At 50.5% G+C, this 20919-nt stretch carries 21 protein-coding genes; 11 read left to right on the top strand and 10 right to left on the bottom strand.

All coding sequences use genetic code 11. From position 1 onward, the window contains the following. Positions 1-119 precede the first annotated feature (119 nt). The 8 genes from R3289_RS03970 to R3289_RS04005 all read right to left on the bottom strand — a co-directional run bounded on the left by R3289_RS03970 (position 120) and on the right by R3289_RS04005 (position 7360). Positions 120-584 (bottom strand): hypothetical protein, encoded by a 465-nt coding sequence (locus R3289_RS03970; protein WP_318924191.1) that lies wholly within the window; start codon positions 582-584, stop codon positions 120-122. Beyond that, entirely contained in the window at positions 581-907 is a 327-nt protein-coding gene (locus R3289_RS03975; protein ID WP_318924192.1) for a hypothetical protein, read from the bottom strand. The genes R3289_RS03970 and R3289_RS03975 overlap by 4 nt, the downstream gene beginning before the upstream one ends. Next, a complete protein-coding gene (locus tag R3289_RS03980) occupies positions 904-1524 on the bottom strand; it encodes a V-type ATP synthase subunit D (RefSeq protein WP_318924193.1) in 621 nt (206 codons plus the stop codon). The genes R3289_RS03975 and R3289_RS03980 overlap by 4 nt, the downstream gene beginning before the upstream one ends. After that, positions 1524-2972: a V-type ATP synthase subunit B gene (locus R3289_RS03985; protein ID WP_318924194.1), complete on the bottom strand. Its 1449-nt coding sequence runs from the start codon at positions 2970-2972 to the stop codon at positions 1524-1526. Before R3289_RS03985 ends, R3289_RS03980 begins: the two co-directional genes overlap by 1 nt. After that, a complete protein-coding gene (locus tag R3289_RS03990; RefSeq protein ID WP_318924195.1) occupies positions 2954-4666 on the bottom strand; it encodes a V-type ATP synthase subunit A in 1713 nt (570 codons plus the stop codon). Before R3289_RS03990 ends, R3289_RS03985 begins: the two co-directional genes overlap by 19 nt. Further along, positions 4641-5231, bottom strand: coding sequence for a hypothetical protein (locus R3289_RS03995; protein ID WP_318924196.1), 591 nt, complete (start codon positions 5229-5231; stop codon positions 4641-4643). The genes R3289_RS03990 and R3289_RS03995 overlap by 26 nt, the downstream gene beginning before the upstream one ends. Before the next feature lie 238 nt (positions 5232-5469). Then, complete coding sequence (locus tag R3289_RS04000; RefSeq protein ID WP_318924197.1) at positions 5470-5817, bottom strand: ATP synthase subunit C; 348 nt, start codon at positions 5815-5817, stop codon at positions 5470-5472. After that, entirely contained in the window at positions 5798-7360 is a 1563-nt protein-coding gene (locus R3289_RS04005; RefSeq protein ID WP_318924198.1) for a V-type ATPase 116kDa subunit family protein, read from the bottom strand. The genes R3289_RS04000 and R3289_RS04005 overlap by 20 nt, the downstream gene beginning before the upstream one ends. A gap of 233 nt (positions 7361-7593) precedes the next feature. Between R3289_RS04005 and R3289_RS04010 the strand changes: the two genes are divergently transcribed. Both R3289_RS04010 and R3289_RS04015 read left to right on the top strand, forming a co-directional pair. Next, positions 7594-7983: a redoxin family protein gene (locus tag R3289_RS04010; protein ID WP_318924199.1), complete on the top strand. Its 390-nt coding sequence runs from the start codon at positions 7594-7596 to the stop codon at positions 7981-7983. 25 nt (positions 7984-8008) lie between these two features. Next, positions 8009-8290, top strand: coding sequence for a hypothetical protein (locus R3289_RS04015; RefSeq protein ID WP_318924200.1), 282 nt, complete (start codon positions 8009-8011; stop codon positions 8288-8290). A 235-nt stretch (positions 8291-8525) separates the two neighbouring features. Here R3289_RS04015 and R3289_RS04020 read toward each other — a convergent pair whose 3' ends face one another. After that, entirely contained in the window at positions 8526-8774 is a 249-nt protein-coding gene (locus R3289_RS04020; protein WP_318924201.1) for a hypothetical protein, read from the bottom strand. A 488-nt stretch (positions 8775-9262) separates the two neighbouring features. Between R3289_RS04020 and R3289_RS04025 the strand changes: the two genes are divergently transcribed. The 7 genes from R3289_RS04025 (at position 9263) to R3289_RS04055 (ending at position 17879) form a co-directional block, all read left to right on the top strand. Beyond that, positions 9263-9676, top strand: coding sequence for a VOC family protein (locus R3289_RS04025; RefSeq protein ID WP_318924202.1), 414 nt, complete (start codon positions 9263-9265; stop codon positions 9674-9676). Between the two features lie 180 nt (positions 9677-9856). Then, on the top strand, positions 9857-10285 hold the full coding sequence (locus tag R3289_RS04030; protein WP_318924203.1) for a CopL family metal-binding regulatory protein: 429 nt from the start codon (positions 9857-9859) through the stop codon (positions 10283-10285). 165 nt (positions 10286-10450) lie between these two features. Continuing rightward, on the top strand, positions 10451-11719 hold the full coding sequence (locus tag R3289_RS04035; protein WP_318924204.1) for a TolC family protein: 1269 nt from the start codon (positions 10451-10453) through the stop codon (positions 11717-11719). Between the two features lie 11 nt (positions 11720-11730). Continuing rightward, positions 11731-13536, top strand: coding sequence for an efflux RND transporter periplasmic adaptor subunit (locus R3289_RS04040; protein ID WP_318924205.1), 1806 nt, complete (start codon positions 11731-11733; stop codon positions 13534-13536). Continuing rightward, on the top strand, positions 13533-16658 hold the full coding sequence (locus R3289_RS04045) for an efflux RND transporter permease subunit (RefSeq protein ID WP_318924206.1): 3126 nt from the start codon (positions 13533-13535) through the stop codon (positions 16656-16658). The genes R3289_RS04040 and R3289_RS04045 overlap by 4 nt, the downstream gene beginning before the upstream one ends. 88 nt (positions 16659-16746) lie before the next feature. Beyond that, a complete protein-coding gene (locus R3289_RS04050) occupies positions 16747-17286 on the top strand; it encodes a CueP family metal-binding protein (RefSeq protein WP_318924207.1) in 540 nt (179 codons plus the stop codon). Between the two features lie 50 nt (positions 17287-17336). Beyond that, positions 17337-17879 carry a copper-binding protein gene (locus R3289_RS04055; RefSeq protein ID WP_318924208.1) on the top strand — a complete coding sequence of 181 codons (543 nt, stop codon included), beginning with the start codon at positions 17337-17339 and terminating at the stop codon, positions 17877-17879. Between the two features lie 41 nt (positions 17880-17920). Here the strand turns inward: R3289_RS04055 and R3289_RS04060 are convergent, their stop codons facing one another. Beyond that, positions 17921-18463 (bottom strand): Spy/CpxP family protein refolding chaperone, encoded by a 543-nt coding sequence (locus tag R3289_RS04060; RefSeq protein ID WP_318924209.1) that lies wholly within the window; start codon positions 18461-18463, stop codon positions 17921-17923. Positions 18464-18764: 301 nt separating this feature from the next. Here R3289_RS04060 and R3289_RS04065 point away from each other — a divergent pair, with 301 nt between their 5' ends. After that, positions 18765-19223 (top strand): ATPase, encoded by a 459-nt coding sequence (locus tag R3289_RS04065; protein WP_318924210.1) that lies wholly within the window; start codon positions 18765-18767, stop codon positions 19221-19223. A gap of 130 nt (positions 19224-19353) precedes the next feature. Beyond that, positions 19354-20712 carry an MBL fold metallo-hydrolase gene (locus tag R3289_RS04070; protein ID WP_318924211.1) on the top strand — a complete coding sequence of 453 codons (1359 nt, stop codon included), beginning with the start codon at positions 19354-19356 and terminating at the stop codon, positions 20710-20712. The last annotated feature ends 207 nt before the right edge of the window (positions 20713-20919 follow it).

Genomic DNA, 20919 nt, shown 5'->3' on the forward strand with positions numbered 1-20919 from the left:
GCACAAAGCGAACCTGTAACCGTTTCTTGGTGATCACCGAACCGCCCGCAGCTCTGCGCATGTCCAATGATTGCTGGGCCATATAAAGATTACATCTGTACCGCGGTCAGGCAAGAGGCTCATGTTGGTCCGTGCAACGGACCTCTTTCTGCCCGCCAGGCGCGCAACACCCGTGACAGCCAGGCGGCAATTTCCCTGTGTTCAGGGCGGGTCGACAGCCAGTTCAGCAGGGCATCGATCAGTTCATCATCCAGGTCCAAGTCGATGGTTTTTCCGCTTAGGGCGGCTTGTCGTGCCGCCAAACTGCGGTTATGAGCACGTTCAGCCCGCGCCAGGAATTCATCGATCAGCGGTTGCTCCGGAATGTTGTTCGAGAGGCGTCGCAGATCCCTTAACGCTTGCCTCTCGATATCCAGATGTAGCTCCACCCCTGAAGCCTGACGGTAGCGCTGCTGCCACTTGCGACACTTGACCACCAGGGGCCGCAGCGGTGGATCCAGCCAGTAGAGGAAACGCTGCATTTCGTTATCGAAGTCAAGCAGTGGGCCTGCACACTTCAGCTTGGTCCAGAGCGCCGCTTTCATGGTTGCGTTATCCGCCTGACTAACCAGCGCACCAGCGCTGTGCGTTGAACGGCATGACGCTGCTGAAGTCGCTCTATTTGGTTGGATGTTTCCTGGGCAAGCCGTTGCTGTTCGTTAGTCAATGCCTCGAGGTAGATCTGTTTCTCCTGTTCGAATGTCTGCTCCAGCGCGGTTAACTGCTCCTGGAGCTCATGTTCCAGTTGTTTACGTCTGTCGCTTAGTTGTTGCTCGGCGGCCGCTTCTGCCTGGCGGATTTTTTCGGCCGCCGCCTGTTCAGCTTCTGACAATTTAGCTACAAACTCTTCCAGCTCGTTCTGTTTCATAGCAGGCGGGCCTTTAATCGCTTGATCTGAAAGATTGTCTCCCTTTCTTTCTCCTCAAGTTGCTGTTCGATGCGATTTTTTTCCCGGGCCAGTTCGGGAATAATGACCTGATTCAGTGCATTTACCTGGCGGTGACACTGCTTTAAGGCAGCTGCGATCCGGCGGATATTGGTCTCAAGCGCCATCAATTTCACCAGTTCGGGCATCAGCTCCCCGAGCTTCCCGCGTACCTGTTCAGGGCGGATCCCGATCTGCGTGACCGACCCCAGCAGCTTAAGTGTCGGCTTCAGTTGGGAGAGCTCCGCCAGCTCGACCGACATCCAGCGGTGGCTGTTGTCTTGCAAGGGGGCGGGCTGTTCCACCGTGTCGGCTAACTGCTTCATTGTCTGAAAAGATTCATGTTTAAGCGTATCCAGCCAGTGATTCTGGATCACCGCCCAGGCTTGGGTGACCTCCTGCCTGAGTGTTTTGGCTTGTTTTAGCTGCTTCAGGCCCTCCGCCATCAGCATATCGCGTTTGCGCTCCAGCAGATCAAGGCCTTCCCGCGAAACCTTCAGCTCGGTCTTGATGCTGACCAGCTCTGCCTTGGTGGCTGGTCGGTGAACGGTGATCGGCATCAGTCTTTCTCCCTCTCAAGGTCCGGATCCAGACCTTCATTCAGAAGTGTTCCATGGGTTTCGAGCATCGTAGCACTCAACCGGCTCAGCTCTTCTCTGGGCAGACAGCCCAATACACGCCAGCCGATATCGAGGCTCTCTTCGATGCTGCGATCTTCGGTGAGATCCTGGGCAATAAATGACTGCTCCAGGCACTTGCCGAATTCAAGGTAGCATCTGTCGACTGATGACAGATCTCCTTCCCCCACGATGCGGGTCATCATGCGAACTTCTTCGGTACGGGCATAGGCGGCATAGAGTTGTTCCATCAGAGGTTGATGGTCACCGCGGGTCAACCCCTGGCCAACACCGTCGGCCATGAGCCGAGACAAGGAGGGCGGCAGGTTGATCGGGGGGTAGATGCGCTGTCGAAACAGGTCGCGGGAGAGGACAATCTGTCCCTCGGTGATGTAGCCTGTCAGATCTGGGATCGGATGGGTGATGTCATTGCTGGGCATGGTCAGGATCGGAATTTGGGTAATGGATCCGGACTTGTCCTTGATTCGCCCGGCACGTTCGAAAATCGTGGCGAGATCACTGTAGAGGTAACCGGGATAGCCCTTTCGGGAGGGGATGTCCCCCCGTGCGGTAGCGATTTCCCGCAGTGCTTCGCCGTATATTGTCATGTCGGTGAGTATGACCAGCACATGCAGGCCCAGCTCAAACGCGAGGTATTCGGCGGCAGTCAGGGCTACCCGTGGTGTCAGTAACCGTTCCATGACCGGATCGTCAGCCAGATTGAGAAAGGAGACCGTACGCCCGGATATCTCTTCGGCAAATCGTACGGCGACATCATGCTTGATGCCGATGGCCGCAAACACCACCACCAGTTCTTCACTGCTGCTTTCGCCCGCTGCACTGTTGCTCAGATCCGGGCGGATCCTGGCCTGCTGAGCAATCTGGATGGCCAGTTGGTCATGGGGTAGCCCCGATGAGGAGAAGATCGGCAGCTTTTGACCCCGAACCAGGGCATTCATGGCATCAATACCGGCGATACCTGTCTGGATAAAATCATGGGGATACGCCCTTGCCGTTGGGTTGAGCGGGTTGCCGTTTATGTTCAGTGCGACTCCGGTCAAAGGCGGCCCTCCATCAATGGGGTCACCTACGCCGTTAAGACGTCGGCCGATGATGGACTCACTGACCGTTAAGGTGATCGGATGACCGAGGAAGCGGATTCGCTGTGAGCCCTTGGCTAGCCCTGTCGTGCCCTGAAACACTTCGATCATTACCTTGTCACCATCCAGCTGCGCCACCCGACCATGGCGGATCCGTCCCTTCCGATCGGCCACCTGAACCGCTTCACCAAAACCGATCCCGGGCAGCGCTGCCACCAAGGCGATCAGAGGGCCTTCAATCTGCTCCAACTGCGTGTAGATGATGGGATCTTTCATGGTGTGTGCTGCCATTTCATGATTTTTTCCGTTTCATCCGAACCCAGTTCATCCTTAAGCCGGATCAGTTCATTGAGTTTGAATTTGGCGAACGCTTCTCGGGCCGGCGTTGTATCATCGAGTAGGGCGCGGATCTGCCTGATGATCACCCTTAGCAGGCAGGCTTGTTTTTCCGGTGACGCAAAACGATCTTTCGCACTGAAGGCTGACTGCTGCAGGAACCCCTCCTTGACCACACGCTCTGCCATCAGGGTCTTTCGTTGGTGATCGGACAGCCCCTCCTCGCCCAGGATCCTGACAATGCCCTTTAACTTGTCTGCGGTAAGCAACAGACCGAGCAGTTCATCGCGATCCTGTTGCCAGTCGGGGGAGATTTTTTCCCACCACGGGGCGAGATCCACATCAAATTCAGAGTACGACTCCAAGGGGTGAATGGCAGGGAAGAAGCGGGCGTAGGCCAGATTTTTGTCCAGCATCCAGTAGGCTTTCACAAAACGCTGGGTATGCAGGGTGACGGGTTCGGAGAAATCGCCCCCCGGGGGGGAAACTGCACCGATGGCGGTTACGGAGCCGGTTTCATTGGCCAGGGTACGAACTCTTCCCGCCCGTTCATAAAATTCGGCGGTGCGACTCGGCAGATAGGCGGGAAAGCCCTCTTCTGCCGGCATCTCTTCTAGTCTCCCTGATATCTCTCTCAGCGCTTCCGCCCAACGGGAGGTCGAATCGGCCATCAGGGCCACGTCCAGTCCCTGGTCCCGGAAGTATTCCGCGATCGTGATGCCGGTGTAGATCGACGCTTCTCTGGCCGCCACCGGCATGTTGGAGGTGTTGGCTATCATGACGGTGCGCTCGATCAACGGGCGGTCAGTCCTGGGGTCGCGGAGCCGGGGGAAGTCTTCGAGCACGCCGGTGATCTCGTTGCCTCGTTCACCGCAGCCGATGTAGATGATGATGTCAGCGTCGCACCATTTGGCCAGGTTTTGCTGGGTCACCGTTTTTCCGGTACCGAACCCTCCCGGCATGGCCGCAGTGCCTCCTTTGGCGAGAGGGAAGAGAGTGTCGATAATGCGTTGCCCGGTAATGAGCGGTTGGTCTGGCATCAGCCGGTGACTCACTGGACGTTTGATGCGGACGGGCCAGCGGTGATAAAGATAAACTGGGCGTTCTTGTCCGTCGGCACTGCGGATCCGGGCGATGGTGTCCTCCAGTGTGTATTCGCCAGGTTCAGCGATATGGACCAGCTGGCCGGAGAGGTCGGGGGGCAGCAGGATTTTGTGGCTGGTGGTGGGGGTTTCCCTCACCAGACCTATGATGGCTCCGCCGCTGAGCTCGGCTCCCGTCTCCTGACTGGGTTCAAATGGCCAGGCCCGGGTTCGGCTCAACGCTGGCGCTTGTGCGCCTTGGCGAATAGACGGCCCAACCTGTTCTCGAATCAGGGTCAGCGGACGCTGGATACCGTCATAAATGGTGGACAACAGGCCGGGACCCAGCTCCACCGCCAGTGATGATCCACTGCCTGTGACCGGTTCGCCGATTTTGAGCTCGGTGGTGTCCTCGTAGACTTGAAGAAAGCATTCAGTCGGGGTCAGGCGGATGACCTCACCAATCAGACCCACATCGCCAACGGCAACACGATCGCCCATTGCGAACTGCTCTGAATGGTCACAGACAACTACGGGGCCACTAATCCTGATCGTTCGTGCTGACATCTTCAAGCCACCTTTGCCAGAGCTCAGGGATCAGCCTCTCCAATCGCTGTTCCCAGGAGCCGTCTATTTCGATATGCCTTTCCTTATTTTCAAGAATGGCCCCGCCTAACATCGGAGCCGGTGAGATAGAGGTGCACTTGAGGGTAAGGCTCTTCGGATCAATCTTCTCCGACCATAGGGGAGATATTTTGAGGTGCCAATTTAAGGTGGGATCCAGCAGTGGTGATACCTGCTCTATCCAGGATTCCAGGTAGTTGTGGTCCGGCGGTTGTTGCACCAGTAGTTGACGAGTATCTGCCAGAATCTCGTCGATACACTCCTGCTGGCAGCGCCAGAGATGCTGCTGTTGACGGGTTTCTGTTTCTCGCGTCGACTTGAGGCGAAGTTGTCGCAGCCGATTGGCATGGCTCTGTCGCAGATGGCTGGTCCGGGCGTGATAAACGCGTTGTTGTTCCTGTTCTAGTTGTTCTGCTCGGGATCGGTGATCCTGCTCAATCTGATCCAGTCGATGCCGGAGCTTTTGTTCCAACTCTTCGTACAGCTTCTCCAGAGTGTTGTGAGTCATAGACGCACCTCCTCTAGGCCGATGGCGTGGCCCAGCATCTTGCTCAGTTGTTCAGTCTCGCGCGAAGGGTGGGCGGGATCCGGTAGTCTCAGGTACGGTATTCGGTCGGTTTCTTCGGGAGGTGGCTCGTTCGCTCCAAGAAGTAGTCCGCAAGGCTCATCGCTTTTTCTGGTGGCAATGCCGAGCAGTTGAAACAGCAACCGCTCCTCCTCTGTGCCCTGAATGCGCAGCTCCATCATCACAGGGCTGCAATAATGATGATGGAGATGATCAGACCGTAGATGGCGATCCCTTCGGCCAGGCCCAGAATTACTATCACTCGTCCAAACAGCTCCGGTTTTTCTGAGATCGCCGCCACTGCTGCAGCGCCGACCTGACTGACGGCGATACCAGCGCCGATACTGGAGAGCCCCGTCGCCACCGCTGCCGCCATGTAACTGCCCCAGTGAGGAAGCATTTTGACGGCTTCCTGAGAGGGTTCCGCAGCAGCTTTGGGCATGAAATACAGCAGCAGACTAGAGAGTAGGATAAAAGAGCCCGCAGTGGTGCAGAGCCCCCAAACCCATTTATTGACTGATATCGGCATACTCATCAAAATGCTCCACGGAAAGTTTGAGGGGCTCGAACGGAATACCGTCTCCTGAGATAAATTTAGTAAACAATTCGTAAAAGTGCAGGCGAATCACCTGAATACAGACCAGAACCCCTTCGATGACGGTGATCAGAATGTTGCCGATCACAAAGATGCTACAGGCTAGCCAGGCGTGACCGGATAACAGCTCCACAATAATAACTAGCGCCATCGAGAGCGCGATATGGGCAAAAGCAAAGGCCGCCAGACGAACGAAGGAGAGGGTATGGACCACAAACTTAATTACAAAATCGTAGGTTTCCAGGAGCGTTGCAAAGAGGCGTAACACGATTGGGAGCTGCTCTTGCCGGGTGAAGTTGTGTAAGGCCATGCTGATCAGCCCAGCAGAAGCCATGCTCAGGCTGAGGTCCTGAATGGCTGGCCACTGCGCCCAAAAACCAAGAGCCAGGCCGATAAGGGAAAGGTAAAACAGCAGGCCGACGAGGCCAAAATTATCCCATAGACGCTCTTTAATGTGCCCACTCAACCAAGCGTTAACCAGACCGATAAACATGCTTATGCAAAGTACGCATATGCCGACAATAACGCTGATGGCAAGAGAGGTATACACCTCGTCCATTGGATGATAGATAAGAGCGGGGATCCAGTCTTCGCGGGCGAACAGGCTTCCGAACAGGATGCCGAATATGGCAGCTGAGAATCCAATCGGTATCAGCAACAACCCGGCATGGCGCCTTAATGTCGAGTTCGATCTCGGCCACCGTTGACTACATAGCCACAAACCCAGCAGGATCAGGAGCAATCCCTGTCCCAGGTCGGCAAACATCATCCCAAACATGAGCGTAAAGCTGATGCACAGCAGCGGTGTCGGATCGAGCTCGCGATAACCGGTGATCCCATATAGCCGTATCAGGGCCGCAAACCCCTCCAGGATCTTAGGTCGGCGAAACAAGCTGGGGACTCGGGTCAGGGAAAGACCGCTATCCTCTGCCGGGGTCAAGGCGATGCGCTCATGGTGCAATAGCTCAGCAAATGTTTCCGTTTGTTCTCTGGGGATCCAGCCATCAATAATGGCCCAATCCTCGACGTGGCCGATCTGCTCTGCCGTGGCCAAAAGCAGGTGGCATTGTTGTTCGGTGAGCGGTTGTTCGGTAAGCGCCAGTGGCGGTTGGTCGGGTAGAGGGAAGTAGGATTTCAGATCGGTCGGTGGGGTGTCTCCCACCCAGAGAAAAAGCTCGTTGTCGACCGGAATCGCGTCCTGGGGAAGCGAGGCTGAGCCGGATAATATTCCTATCTTATAACTGAGCAGCGGCTTCTTTGGAAGTGCTTCGAACAACTGCTCTGCGGCGTGAAAGCGCTGATGGCGTTGTCTGGCCTGGATCAACAGTTTTAATGGCTGGAGATCTTCCCCCTCTCCCAGAGAATGGCGGTCGATCGGTTGGAAGGCTTCCGTTTCAGACAGCAGTTGGAGGCAGGCGGCCAGGCGTTCCTTGGAAACAATCCAAGTCAGACGTGTCATATCTTCCGGAAATAACATAGTTTTTCCTTTCCTGATGATACGATGTGATTTGTGTCTTTTGCGGCTAGATAAAGTATTGGTCAAGCTGGCTGATTGCGCAAATGTCGCGCTGTATTTGCGTTACACCCTAAGTCACCGGATCGTTCTGCTTTGGGGGCAATGGACTGTGTGCAGCACAAAGATGAGTACTATGTATTATGATCTTAGAATGAGTTCGGTTAGCTGACTCTTTCGCTTACGGTGAATTCAGAATGTCGGTAGCCAACTATGTACGTGAATTGCATGTACAGGCTGCGAATCATTGGATGCACGGTCAACGTGTTGAAGATAACAAACTCAAATGTTCAGCTTTGACAAACATTGCAAGAAGAATACCGATGATGTTTACATTACAAGTTGGTGACAGGGCACCTGATTTCGAGTTGCCGGCAACCGATGGGAAGGTCTATAGCTTGGCTGATTTTACCGAAGCCAAGTTGCTGGTAGTCTTTTTTACCTACAACCATTGCCCCTTCGTCATCGGGTCAGATGAAGTCACCCGAGCGACGGCTGACAGGTTTAAAGGTAAGAGCGTTGCTTTTGTGGGCATCAACGCCAACAGCGAGAAGCCCCCCCGACGGATGATTTTGAGCATATGCTGAAACGAATGGAGGGAAATAAGTTTCCGTGGGTGTATGCACGGGACAAGTCACAGGAAACTATGGAGCACTGAGAACGCCGCATTTCTACGTATTCAACCAGGAGCGAAAACTCGTCTATACTGGCCGCGGGGTTGATAATCCGCGCAATACGGCCAGGATGACGGTCAATGATCTCGACAATGCTCTGGAGGAGCTTTTGGCGGGCCTGCCTGTAACCGTACCGGTGACCAATCCGATTGGCTGCAATATCAAATGGGAAGGCAAAGGTGAGCACTGGATGCCACCGAGGCGTGCGATCTATTCATGAGCAATGTGGGTAAACCCAAAATATCACTCATTGAACGGCCCGACTATCAGGATATTGCCCATCATTTTGTCCAATTGAAATGCTACCGAAAGAAGCGTGAGTTCTACGGCATCAATCACAAGGTGGCATAAATGATGCCTTCGCTAATATAAAACGCCATCAGTCGCTAACTGACGGCGTTTATAGTGAGAAGACGATGCGTTGCTTGAGTTCTCGGTGTTAAGGCAACAAAAGCTTAGTGCATGCGACTTGGGCCATTACGGACAAGATCTTTACCATTGTCGTAAACATCTTGAGTAACCCAGTGTGCCAGAATAAGTTTCTGGCTATTGTCGAATACTGCAACGAAATGGCGGCCATCAGAATTATTGGTTGCCATGCCTACACCTGCAACGTCTTTCAAACCCAGACCGCCATTTTCAATTGACAATAGAAAGCGCTCTAGTTCTTCCAGGTTATCAATTACATCAAGTTCATTATTCATTTGTTCAACACTCTTTCTGACTTAGCAAATCCACCCGCTTTGTACAGCATACGGCGCTGTTAAAAGCGGGCGGTTAATTTGTTTGAATCACTACCGTTTACCAAAGGGCATCAGAGCCTTTAGAGGCAATGTTTTGCGTACTTTATAGGTGATGGAAGATGATTGGAACCATGTTTATGGCAACCGCTGTAAAACATATCAATACACCAAGTAGCTCCGTTACCAAACCGAAGAAGCCATTGAAACAAGAAGAAATCGGGATAAGATGAAATCGATTGGAAACTCGCCCTTCGGGAGTGATCTTAAGGTCACTTGGGTATCTTGGGTATAAATAATCAACAAGCAAATTCAGAGCGTTAGTGAAAGTCTCATTGTCTAATTCTAGTGGTGATAGAGTCCACATTAAACCGTTCTGAAAATTAAATCAGTTGATATTTCGATTCTATTATGATGTAAAATTCCTGCTCTACACATAATGAGGGCGGTTTATGACTAAGCCAATCCAACAGCAAATCGGTAATATTGCTCTAGTTGTCGAAAACTACGATGCTGCCATTGAATTCTATACACAAAAACTTCAATTCGAGCTGATCGAAGATACTGATTTAGGCGGTGGTAAGCGTTGGGTGCAAGTGTCTCCCCCAAATTCAAATGGTACAAATCTGCTTCTGGCTCAAGCAAGCACAGAAGAACAATTGAAGTCTGTTGGTAATCAAACAGGTGGTCGAGTGTTTCTGTTCTTACAAACCAACAACTTCTGGTGTGACTACCAAAAAATGAAAGAAAAAGGCGTTGTATTCAACGAAGAACCAAGGGTTGAGGAATATGGAACGGTCGTAGTATTCCAAGACCTTTATGGGAACAAATGGGACTTATTGCAATTAAATCAATCTACTAAATAGTATGTAAGGTTTGTTGTTGATTCAACCACAGGGTAGTGGTAGTGCTGATTCAGGGATGGGTAGCAATAGTTTACTATGTGTTCACTTAATACGATTAAGCTGAAAAGTGGATCAAAACTTATTGACCTTACCCCTGCTGGAAGCTTTATAGTTTCAGTGTATTCACTTGGATGAAGAAAGATGGCTCACACAGGCTCCCGATACAATTTGGTTGCTTTGATATTGGTTTTGATAGCAGCGATGTTATCAAACTCAGTCGTGGCTGCACGTTCTTCATCTGGCATGGTACACCTCTCTTCTTCTGCCATGGGTCAGATGACTCAAGCAAACGCTTCTATGGCTGACATGGACTGCCATGGTCAAAAGCATCACTCAGAAAACAACGAACTTGCACAGGCGAGCCAGATGCAGGTCGATTGTGGTTCTGACACTGATAACAGTACATTTGATCAATGCTGCAGTCAGCCGTTATGTATGAGCGTTATGGGGTATTTACCGCCATCAGCTTTTACGATCCCCTTATCGTTTAATCCCACCCCTGCTGCCCTTAGCGGTCTTTTTGAGCGGCGTCAGCGTATCGAATCACTGTTCCGTCCCCCAATCGCATAACTCTAATCCAATTATTTCGACCAATTGCACCGGTTGCTTATGTCTGTATCTGCCACTTAACATCTTGGCATAACTGCCTTTATCGAGTCAGTAATACAGCTGCACGACAGCACCCAAAGTGGATTGGTTATTTGTTAGCAATTACTTCATGTAATGGATTGAATTATGCGTTCAAAAATTTCGTGCCGCTTATTGGCAGTTAGCCTGGCTGCGATATTGATCAAACCTGCTTTTGCTGAAACGGAGCTAAATGAGCTGATAGCCTATGCCGTTGAGCAAGACGCAGGCAAAAGACAAATCACATATCAGGCCGATGCAATGCAAGATATGGGCGTCGCCAATTCCCAATGGATGGATCCTCAGCTAAAAGTCGGGGTTGGGGGGTTGCCCATTGATAGTTTCAGTTTCGATAAAGATCCGATGACCAACATCTCAGTGGGCCTGATGCAGAAATTCGGCCGGGGTGACGCCTTAGATCTACAGTTAAAACAAAGTACTGAGCAGGCCGACAGCATGCGCCAAAAGGCCAGTTTACGTGAACTGGAAGTCGCCAATGCGATCACCGTGTTGTGGATTGAGCTTTTTTATCAGCGCAAAGCCCAGCAGACATTAGAGCAAAACCGGGTCTTGTTTTCTGATCTTGAGCACTATCTAGGTACCAATTACGGGGTGGGGGTCAATCAGGCACAAGATCTTATCAAGGCGCAGCTTCAGGTTTCTGTACTTGATGAAAAGCTGCAGGCCAACCAGCAGCTGCAACAACGTATCCGTGCTCAGCTTAGTGAGTGGCTGGGTGACAGGGCGTTGGATATGAAAGTTAACCGTTACCCCGGCTGGAAGCCCTTGACGGAATACTTAGCGACCAAACCGCAGAGCCATTATAACGCCCTGTTAACGCACCCAACCGTCAAGATGGTTGATTATCTGGTTGCGAGCAGTGAAACCCAGGTTGATATAGCTCATGAAGCTTATAAGCCTCAATTCGGGGTGGAAATGATGTATGGCTATCGCCAGGCCAATGGCATGAATGGCCAGCCGGCATCTGATCTGGTGAGTTTTTTCTTAACGATGGATATCCCGCTGTTTACCGAGAAACGTCAGGATAAAAAGTTGTCCTCAGCGCAACACCTGGTCGGGGCGGTAAAATCTCAACGCGATCTGCTGCTCCAGCAGATGAATGCCAAAGTCGATGCCTTACTGGTGAATTACCACAACCTTCAGGAACGGTCTAATCGTTATAGCCATACGCTGCTAAAACGAGCCAAAGAGCGAACCCAGGCGGTAGAACGTGGTTATCAAAATAATACCAGCAATCTGGATGAATATATTCGAGCCGCGAGCGAAGAGTTAAATCTGGCATTGGAACAAGAGCGATTAAAAGCCGATTTACAGCTGACTAACAGCAATCTCGCTTTTCTGCTGAATAAAAAGTAAGGAATATAATAATGAAATCACTTTCTGTGGCTGTATTGGCCCTGGCAATCGGTGGCGCTCTGGGGTACTTCGCGTATCAACCTATTAATGAGGCTTTACATACTGAGGGGCAGAGTACGTCATCTTCCAATGATCCGCTGTACTGGGTCGCGCCGATGGACCCGAATTATAAGCGTGACAAACCCGGAAAATCACCAATGGGAATGGATTTAATTCCTGTTTATGAAGAAGAATCGGCGGGCGGGGAAAAAGATCCAGCAGGTACTGTCACTATCAACCCTGCGGTCGAAAATAATTTAGGCGTGAAAGTTGCCCCGGTACGACAGCAAATGTTATCGCCGCAAATTGAGACGGTCGGTTATGTCGCCTTTGATGAAAGCCGTTTATGGCAAATCAACAGCCGGGTAAGCGGCTGGATCCAAAAGTTAAATATTGATGCTATCGGTGAGAAGGTGAAGAAAGGCGAGGTACTTTTCGAACTTTATTCGCCGGATCTGGTGCGTGCCCAGGAAGAGCTGCTGAATGCTAAGCGCATGGGCAAAGCCGTACTGGTCAAAGGGGCCAAAGAACGCCTGATTTCACTCGGGGTGGATTCAGCACAGATTAACCAGATCCTCCGCAGTGGCAAAGCAAAGCGCAATATTGCCGTTAAAGCCCCTTCTGATGGGGTGATTGCAACCTTGAATGTGCGAGATGGCGCGTATTTATCACCGGCTCAGACGGTGATCAGCGGCGGATCGCTCAGTGAAGTCTGGGTGGATGCCGAAGTTTTTGAAAGACAATCGCACTGGGTAAAACAGGGCGCAGCAGCAGAGATGACGCTTGATGCGTTGCCCGGCAAGGTTTTGCAAGGAAATGTTGATTATGTGTACCCGGTATTGGATGCCAAAACCCGCACTTTGCGCGTGCGGTTGAAGTTTGACAATCAAAGCGGTGATCTTAAGCCAAACATGTTCGCCAACATCACCCTGATACCGAAAAGTGACGAACTGTCACGGGTTATTCCGCAACAAGCTGTGATCCGCTCAGGCAACATGACCCGCGTGGTATTGGCGTTAGGTGAAGGCAAGTTCCGCTCAACCCGTATTGTCACCGGGCGTGAAGCGGCAGGACAGATTGAAGTTCTTGAGGGACTGAGTGAGAACGATAAAGTGGTCACCTCAGCGCACTTCCTGCTTGATTCAGAGTCCAGTCAGAGTGCCGATTTCAGCCGTATGGAAGGGCTGGAAACCGCTGCTGCCAGTTCAGCCTGGGCAACAGGAACGATCACCGATGTGATGGCAGGTCACAGAATGTTAACCATTCAACATGCTCCAGTCGCTGAATGGGATTGGCCGGCGATGCAGATGAATTTTACCGTCAAAGAGGGAAGCGAGTTATCCCAGCTTGCGGAGGGGCAGTCAATTCGATTTTTAATTGAGAAAACAGAAGACGGCCAATACCTGATTGATCAAATCAGCATGGAACAAGACGGGACTGCCAACCAGATGAGTCCGGTCGGACAGCACGAAACCGCTGTTGCCAACACGGCCTGGGCGAAGGGAACGATCACCGATGTGATGGCAGACCACAGAATGTTAACCATTCAACACTCACCGATCCCTGAGTGGGACTGGCCGGCAATGCAGATGAACTTTACGGTCAAAGAGGGGGATGACTTATCGCAATTGATTGGGGGGGAGTCTATCCGATTTCTGATCGAGAAGACGGAAGCTGGCGACTATGTCATTTCTGAGATTCGGCCTGAGGGCGAGATGGATCACAGTCAGATGAACCACGGCGTAATGGATATGCCTTCAGCGGAGGATAACAAATGATAGGTGCCATTATTCGCTGGTCGATCGGGAACCGGTTCCTGGTGCTTGTCGCCACGCTTTTCCTGGTGGTGGCTGGATTGTACAGTGTTCGTCAGACCCCGATTGATGCCTTGCCGGATCTTTCTGATGTGCAGGTGATCATTAAAACCAGCTATCCGGGCCAAGCGCCGCAAGTGGTCGAGGATCAGGTGACCTATCCGTTGACGACGGCAATGCTCGCAGTACCGGGTGCTGAAACCGTGCGCGGTTACTCTTTCTTCGGCGATTCATACGTGTACATCATTTTTAATGATGATACCGATATGTATTGGGCGCGTTCACGGGTACTGGAGTACCTCAGTCAGGTCGCACCTAACCTTCCGGCCAATGCCAAGCCGACGTTAGGGCCGGATGCGACGGGGGTGGGCTGGATATATAGCTATGTGCTGCAGGATAAAACCGGCCAGCACGATCTCAGTGAGCTGCGCAGCCTGCAAGACTGGTTCTTGAAATATGAGCTGCAAACGGTTGAGGGCGTCTCTGAAATTGCCACCGTCGGCGGAATGGTGAAGCAGTATCAGGTGCAAATTGATCCGGCCAAACTACGCGCTTACGATCTTACATTGCAGCAAGTCAATAGTGCCATCCAAAATGGCAACCAGGAAGCCGGCGCATCGGTTATTGAAGTGGCTGAAGCCGAACATATGGTCCGGGCGACCGGCTACCTTTCAAACATTGAAGACTTACAATCTATACCGTTAAAAGTGACGGAAAGAGGCACACCGTTACTCTTGGGGGATATTGCCGATATTAACTTAGGGCCTCAGATGCGTCGCGGGATCTCTGAGCTCAATGGCGAGGGCGAAGCTGTCGGTGCGGTCGTGGTGATGCGCTTTGGGGAAAATGCGCGGGATGTCATCCAGAACGTAAAATCCAAACTGGAAGAGCTGCAGCGAAGTCTGCCTGAAGGGGTGGAAATTGTCCCAACCTATGATCGTTCTGGCTTGATTGATCATGCCGTGGAAAACCTGTATGAAAAACTGCTGGAAGAGTTCATTGTAGTCGTCATCGTGTGTGCCTTGTTCTTGTTCCACTTCCGTTCGTCACTGGTGGTGGTACTCAGTCTTCCTGTCGGTATTTTAGTCGCATTCATCGTGATGCACTCGCAAGGTATTAATGCCAATATCATGTCTCTGGGCGGGATTGCTATCGCTATCGGGGCCATGGTGGATGGTGCCATCGTGATGATTGAAAATGTTCACAAGCATATTGAACGTACTCCGCTGACCGACAAAAACCGCTGGCAAGTGATAGCAAAAGCGACTGAAGAAGTCGGGGCACCGCTGTTCTTCTCGCTGATGATCATTACATTGAGCTTTGTGCCCGTGTTTGCCCTGGAGGGACAGGAAGGCAAGATGTTCTCACCGCTGGCCTTCACTAAAACTTTTGCCATGGCAGCATCGGCGGGTCTTTCTATTACCCTGGTACCCGTGTTGATGGGGTACTTTATTCGCGGGAAGATCCTGCCGGAGCATAAAAACCCGATAAATCGCAGCCTGGTTGCCTTGTACCGTCCCTTGCTCAATACAAGCATGCGTTACCCCAAAACCGTGTTGCTATTGGCTGCGGTATTGCTGGGCTCTGCCTATTATCCGGTGCAAAAAATGGGAAGTGAATTTATTCCGCCTCTGGATGAAGGCGATTTAATGTACATGCCAACGACATTCCCGGGTATTTCGATTGGTAAGGCGCGTGAGCTGCTTCAGCAAACCAACAAACTGATCAAAACCGTACCGGAAGTGGAAACCGCCTGGGGCAAAATTGGCCGCGCTGAAACCGCGACCGATCCGGCGCCGCTTACCATGATTGAAACCTTTATCCAGTTAAAGCCGAAGAGTGAATGGCGTGAAGGAATGACGTCGGAAGGTTTGCGCCAAGAGCTCGACAGCTTAATTCAGTTCCCCGGTATCACCAATGCGTGGGTAATGCCGATTAAAACCCGGATTGACATGTTGGCGACAGGGATCAAAACACCGATAGGGGTCAAGATTGCCGGTCCTGATCTTAAACAAATTGAAGCTATTGGTGCGCGGCTGGAACCGATCCTAAACGGCATTGAAGGGACGGCTTCCGTCTATGCTGAACGGGTTGCCGGCGGGCGTTATGTCACCATTGATATTAAGCGCCGGCAAGCGGCGCGTTACGGATTGAATATCAAAGATATTCAGCAAGTGATCAGCACTGCTATCGGTGGCATGAATGTGGGGGAAACAATTGAAGGGCTTGAGCGTTACCCAATCAATGTACGCTACCCGCAAGCTTACCGTGACTCGCTGGACAAGTTGAATAATCTGCCGTTGGTGACGCCGAATGGTGCCCGTATTGCGCTGGCCGATGTGGCGGATATCCGCTTTGAAGACGGTCCGCCAATGATCAAGACCGAAAACGCGCGCCCGAACGGCTGGGTATTTGTCGACATTGATGGCCGTGATCTTGGCTCCTATGTGCAAGATGCCCAGCAGGTCGTGGCAGAGCAATTAGACATGCCTGCCGGCTACTCGCTGGTCTGGTCCGGTCAGTATGAATATATGGAACGGGCGAAAGAGCGTCTCCGTGTGGTAACGCCGGCAACCCTTGCTATCATCATGATGCTGCTCTATCTCAGCTTCCGTCGTGTCGGTGAAGTGCTGATTATTATGGCAACCTTACCACTCGCATTGGTGGGCGGACTCTGGTTGATGCATGTACTTGGTTTTAACTTCTCGATAGCGGTCGGTGTCGGCTTTATTGCCCTTTCCGGTGTAGCGGTGGAGATTGGCGTCATCATGTTGGTTTATCTCAATCAGGCCTGGAATTACAAGTTGCTGGATCTAAAAGAAAAAGATCAGCAAGTCACGGCCAATGATTTGACTGAGGCGATTAAAGAAGGAGCCGGCCTGCGTGTGCGACCTGTGCTGATGACAGTAATTACCGTCATTGTCGGCCTTGTTCCTATCATGTATGGCTCAGGTACCGGCTCGGAAGTGATGCAACGTATTGCGGCCCCGATGATCGGTGGCATGGTCTCTGCCCTTTTATTGACTCTGGTTGTTTTGCCTGCGGTCTTCAAGCTGTGGAAAGAAACCAGTCATAAATTGAACTAACTAATATTTACCAATTGATTTTCAATAAAAAACAGCCTGTCGTCATGTTGGAGTGATAAGGCGACAAGGCTGAAATAAGGAGTAAGTTATGAAAAAAAGTATGCTAAAAACAGGACTGGCGATAAGTGCATTGCTGGCTTCATCACTGGTGTATTCCCAGACGGAATCGGAATACTTTACTTCCTTAACCCCGCAAGAAGCCGTTAAACAGAGTCAGGCATGGCGAAGTGAAGGCAAAGAGACCAAAGTCATCATTACGCCGACGACAATCATGGCTAAGTTTGCCAATCAACCTGCTGCCGAGGTGCCATTGGGTGACGAGTTTTTTCTCTCTATCGCCCCTTGGATGACATTTACTCACCCATGCACTAACCATGTGCCGACGGGCTGTACCGGAGAGCTGAAGAACGTCGCAATGATGATGACGGTCAAAGATGTTGAGACCGGTGAGACGGTATCAAATGGTATGGTTCGCACCCAAAATGACGGCTTTATTGATCTTTGGCTACCCCGCAATAAAGCATTTGATGTGTCTTTCTCTTATCAGGGACTGATGTCAACAGAGCGTTTAACCACCAGCAATCGCAGTCGTACTTGTATTACGACAATGAAGCTGGAAAAAGCATAAATTAATATCGAGCTGACGAATTAGCTCCCCTGTTACAAGAGGAAGTATACATGAAACTACTGAGCACCCTTGGATTAGCAATAGCGCTGTCATCAGTACCCGCATTGGCAGACAGCAATGGCCATGATAATAAAAACATGGGTCATGAAAATATGGGTCATGAAAAGATGAGCCATGAAGGTATGGATCATGGTCAAATGGGACATGTCATGTCGGAAGTCGGCATGCCGGCTAAAGCAGCTCAATCCATTCAGACGGTTAACGTGACATTAACGGACGACATGAAGTTAAGGTTTGATCAACCGTTGAAAATTAAGCAAGGGGATACCGTTCGCTTTATTGTAACCAACAAAGGCGCATTGCCACATGAATTTGCGATTGGCAGTAAACAAGAGCAGTTAAAGCATCGTGAAATGATGCGCAGCATGCCCAACATGGAACACAATGACGGCAGCGTATTGAGTTTGGGGGCGGGAAAACAGGGTGAGCTGACCTGGCATTTTATGGGGAAATCCCATGTTGAGTTTGCCTGTAACGCTCCGGGCCATGCAGAAGCCGGCATGACCATGGATTATATGTTACGTAACCAATAATCGAAGCGAGCACCTCAAGAGGTGGGGTGCTCATTCGTTTATCAAAAACACCCCATAAAGGTATTTTGATCTAAAATCTTCTGTTGCTGAGGCTCCAGGCTCTGATAGACGTTAGCCAGTGCGGCCGAATAGGCGGTCATACTGGTGAATCGCTCGCTCATCATTTGGGTGTGACGGTCAATACGTTCCGGAAGCGTTAGTGATTGACCGCTCTGGAAGTAATCTAGCATCTTCTGGTGGTGTTCGAGCATAGAGTTTGCCTGTTGTTCGACAACTTTCTCGAACTCATTCCACTTAACTTGCTGTTCCTCATTCAGTTTGAGTTGGCTTTCCAGTTCGTTGAACTGTTCCTGCATCGTTGCAATGCCCATACTACCGGCCATCGTCCCGCGTCCTTGCATCATGCTGTGATTTTTTGCCATCATGCCCGGACCGCCCCCCATCATGCAGCCTCCGGCCATCATTCCAGGGCCTCCCATCATGCCCGTCATGCCTCTTTGCCAATCTTGCGCGGCATAAGCCAAGGTCGTTGTCAGTCCGATGGCTGCCGTTACAGCAATGAATAACATTCGATTGTATTTCATGGTTTTGCTCCTTAAAACGCACTGATTGGACAGGGTAAATATAAATTAGACCATACTAATATAGACGACTTATCGCGCTACCGAAATTTTGGTATGGATTTTTTGAGTTTTTGTCCAATGTATGAGCTTAGTGTATTCTGGCCGTTCTCGAGGAACTTTACCTATTAGCGCCTGTTAACGTCGAGAAATGGAAAAATAATAATGCCACCTCAGAATCCCTTCCTTGTATTACACGTACTATCATTTGTTATGTAAATATCTTGAATTATTTAAATCTTCTTTCGTGTAGAGGACGATAAATATGAAAATTGAAACCTTAAGAGATGTCCTGCATTGGACGCGTGAGTTTCATCAGTATCTGGCAACGTGCTTGCAGCACGGTGTCAACGAAAATGCGAGCGAGCGGGCAAAGCTGTTACTTCAATATCTTGGCGAACATGAGCAGAGACTGGTGAAGACCTTGAAGGGGTTTGAGAAGGGGGCCGATAAAAGTGCCTTAGATACATGGTGTTATGATTACCTTGATAAAAATCCCATCCATCATGATATACAGTGTGAAAGTGCATTTTCAACACTTGAACCAGCCGACATTATGACGGAAATTGTCGCTCTGCACCAACAGCTCACTGAACTCTATCGTTATTTGCAAAGCCGGGCAGAGTCAACATCCAGCCGCGAATTGCTGGCTCAAATGGCAGAATTGGAGAAGCATGAGGCAATGCTGATGGTACATAGCGCAAACCGATTCCAGGATATGTAATTAGCCATGACAGTACTCTACTAACAAGATTATGGCTGATCAGTGACTCAGTTATATTTTGGAATAAAGGCACTTAATTCTCGCTGAACGCTGTATTTAGATGTGGTTTGGCAATATAGAGAGAAAACTCATGAAAATTATTTTTTTGGGTGGTTGCGAAACGGTGACGGGATCTAAGTTTCTGGTTGAAACCAAAACCACCCGCGTGCTGGTGGATTGCGGGCTTTACCAAGGGTATAAGTGGCTCAGAAGGCGTAATTGGCAGCCCTTACTGTCTGTTGATGTCGATAAAATTGACGCGATTCTTTTAACCCATGCTCATCTTGATCATTCCGGCTATATTCCCGTTTTATATAAACAAGGCTACCGTGGGCCGGTTATTACCCACCGTGCCACTAAAGAGCTTTGCGCGATCTTACTGGCAGACAGTGGTCATATTCAGGAAGAAGATGCCCGGTTTTATCGTAAATATAAACTGAGTAAGCATGAAGAACCCGAACCTCTGTATGATCGTGCTACGGCTGATAAATCCATGACGTTGTTTGAAACTGTGGAATATGAAGAGCGTTTTACGGTAGGTGATATCAAGGTTTATTTGCAAAATGTCGGTCATATCCTGGGAGCGGCAAGTATTATTATCGAAGCGGAAGGCAAAAAAATCGGATTTTCCGGCGATGTCGGTCGGCCTGACGATGTGCTTATGAGACCCCCTAACCCCTTACCAGATCTTGATTTACTGTTACTCGAATCGACCTACGGTAATCGCCGTCATGATAAAACGGATCAGTTCCAGCAGTTAGCCGATGTTGTAAACGAAACCTCAAAAGCGGGTGGGGTGTTATTGATCCCCTGTTTTGCCGTCGGTCGTGCGCAAACGCTGCAGCATATGCTGGTCACGTTGCTGGAGGCCAAGCGCATTCCCAAGTTGCCCATCTATCTCGATAGTCCGATGGCGATAAACGTCTCTGATATTTATCGGCGTTATGCTTATGAGCACCGTCTGACGCCGGCACAGTGTCATTCTATGGGGCAGAAAATCACTTATACCCGAAGTGTTGAAGACTCTAAAGCCATAGCAGAGATGACTTTCCCTCATATTATTATTGCAGGCAGTGGTATGGTCACGGGGGGCAGGATCCTCCACCACCTTAAACAGCTGTTACCCGATCATCGGACAACGGTGTTATTTACCGGCTATCAGGCCGGGGGAACCCGTGGCGCAAAAATGCAGGAAGGCATGGAGAGTGTTAAAATTCACGGTGAATGGATTCCCAACCATGCGCGGATCGAAGTGATGAATGGTCTGTCGGGGCACGGGGATTTTGTCGATATTGAGCAATGGCTTAAGCTGTCTTCTCTGCGAAAGGACATGCCGATTAAACTTATTCATGGTGATCCTGACGCGCTGGAAGGAATGCGGGATCATTTACGGCGTACAACGAATTTTGATATTGAAGTAGCAGGCTATCAAAGCATTCTTACGGTGTAGCTTGATTGGCATATAAATCAAAAAATTATGTTTGTAGATTTTAGCCAGTTGGCGACCATACACGCGATTCGACCTCGCTAAAGAATATGGGTTCTGGCCAACCAGAACCCTTTTAATGATTAAACCGTGTATGACGCAGCAATTGAGTTACTTTCTCGATTCAGGATGCAACCAGAACCACCAGACAATCAGGCCAATAATGGCAAG

It is taken from the genome of Photobacterium sp. (assembly GCF_033720175.1).
GTDB lineage: Bacteria > Pseudomonadota > Gammaproteobacteria > Enterobacterales > Vibrionaceae > Photobacterium.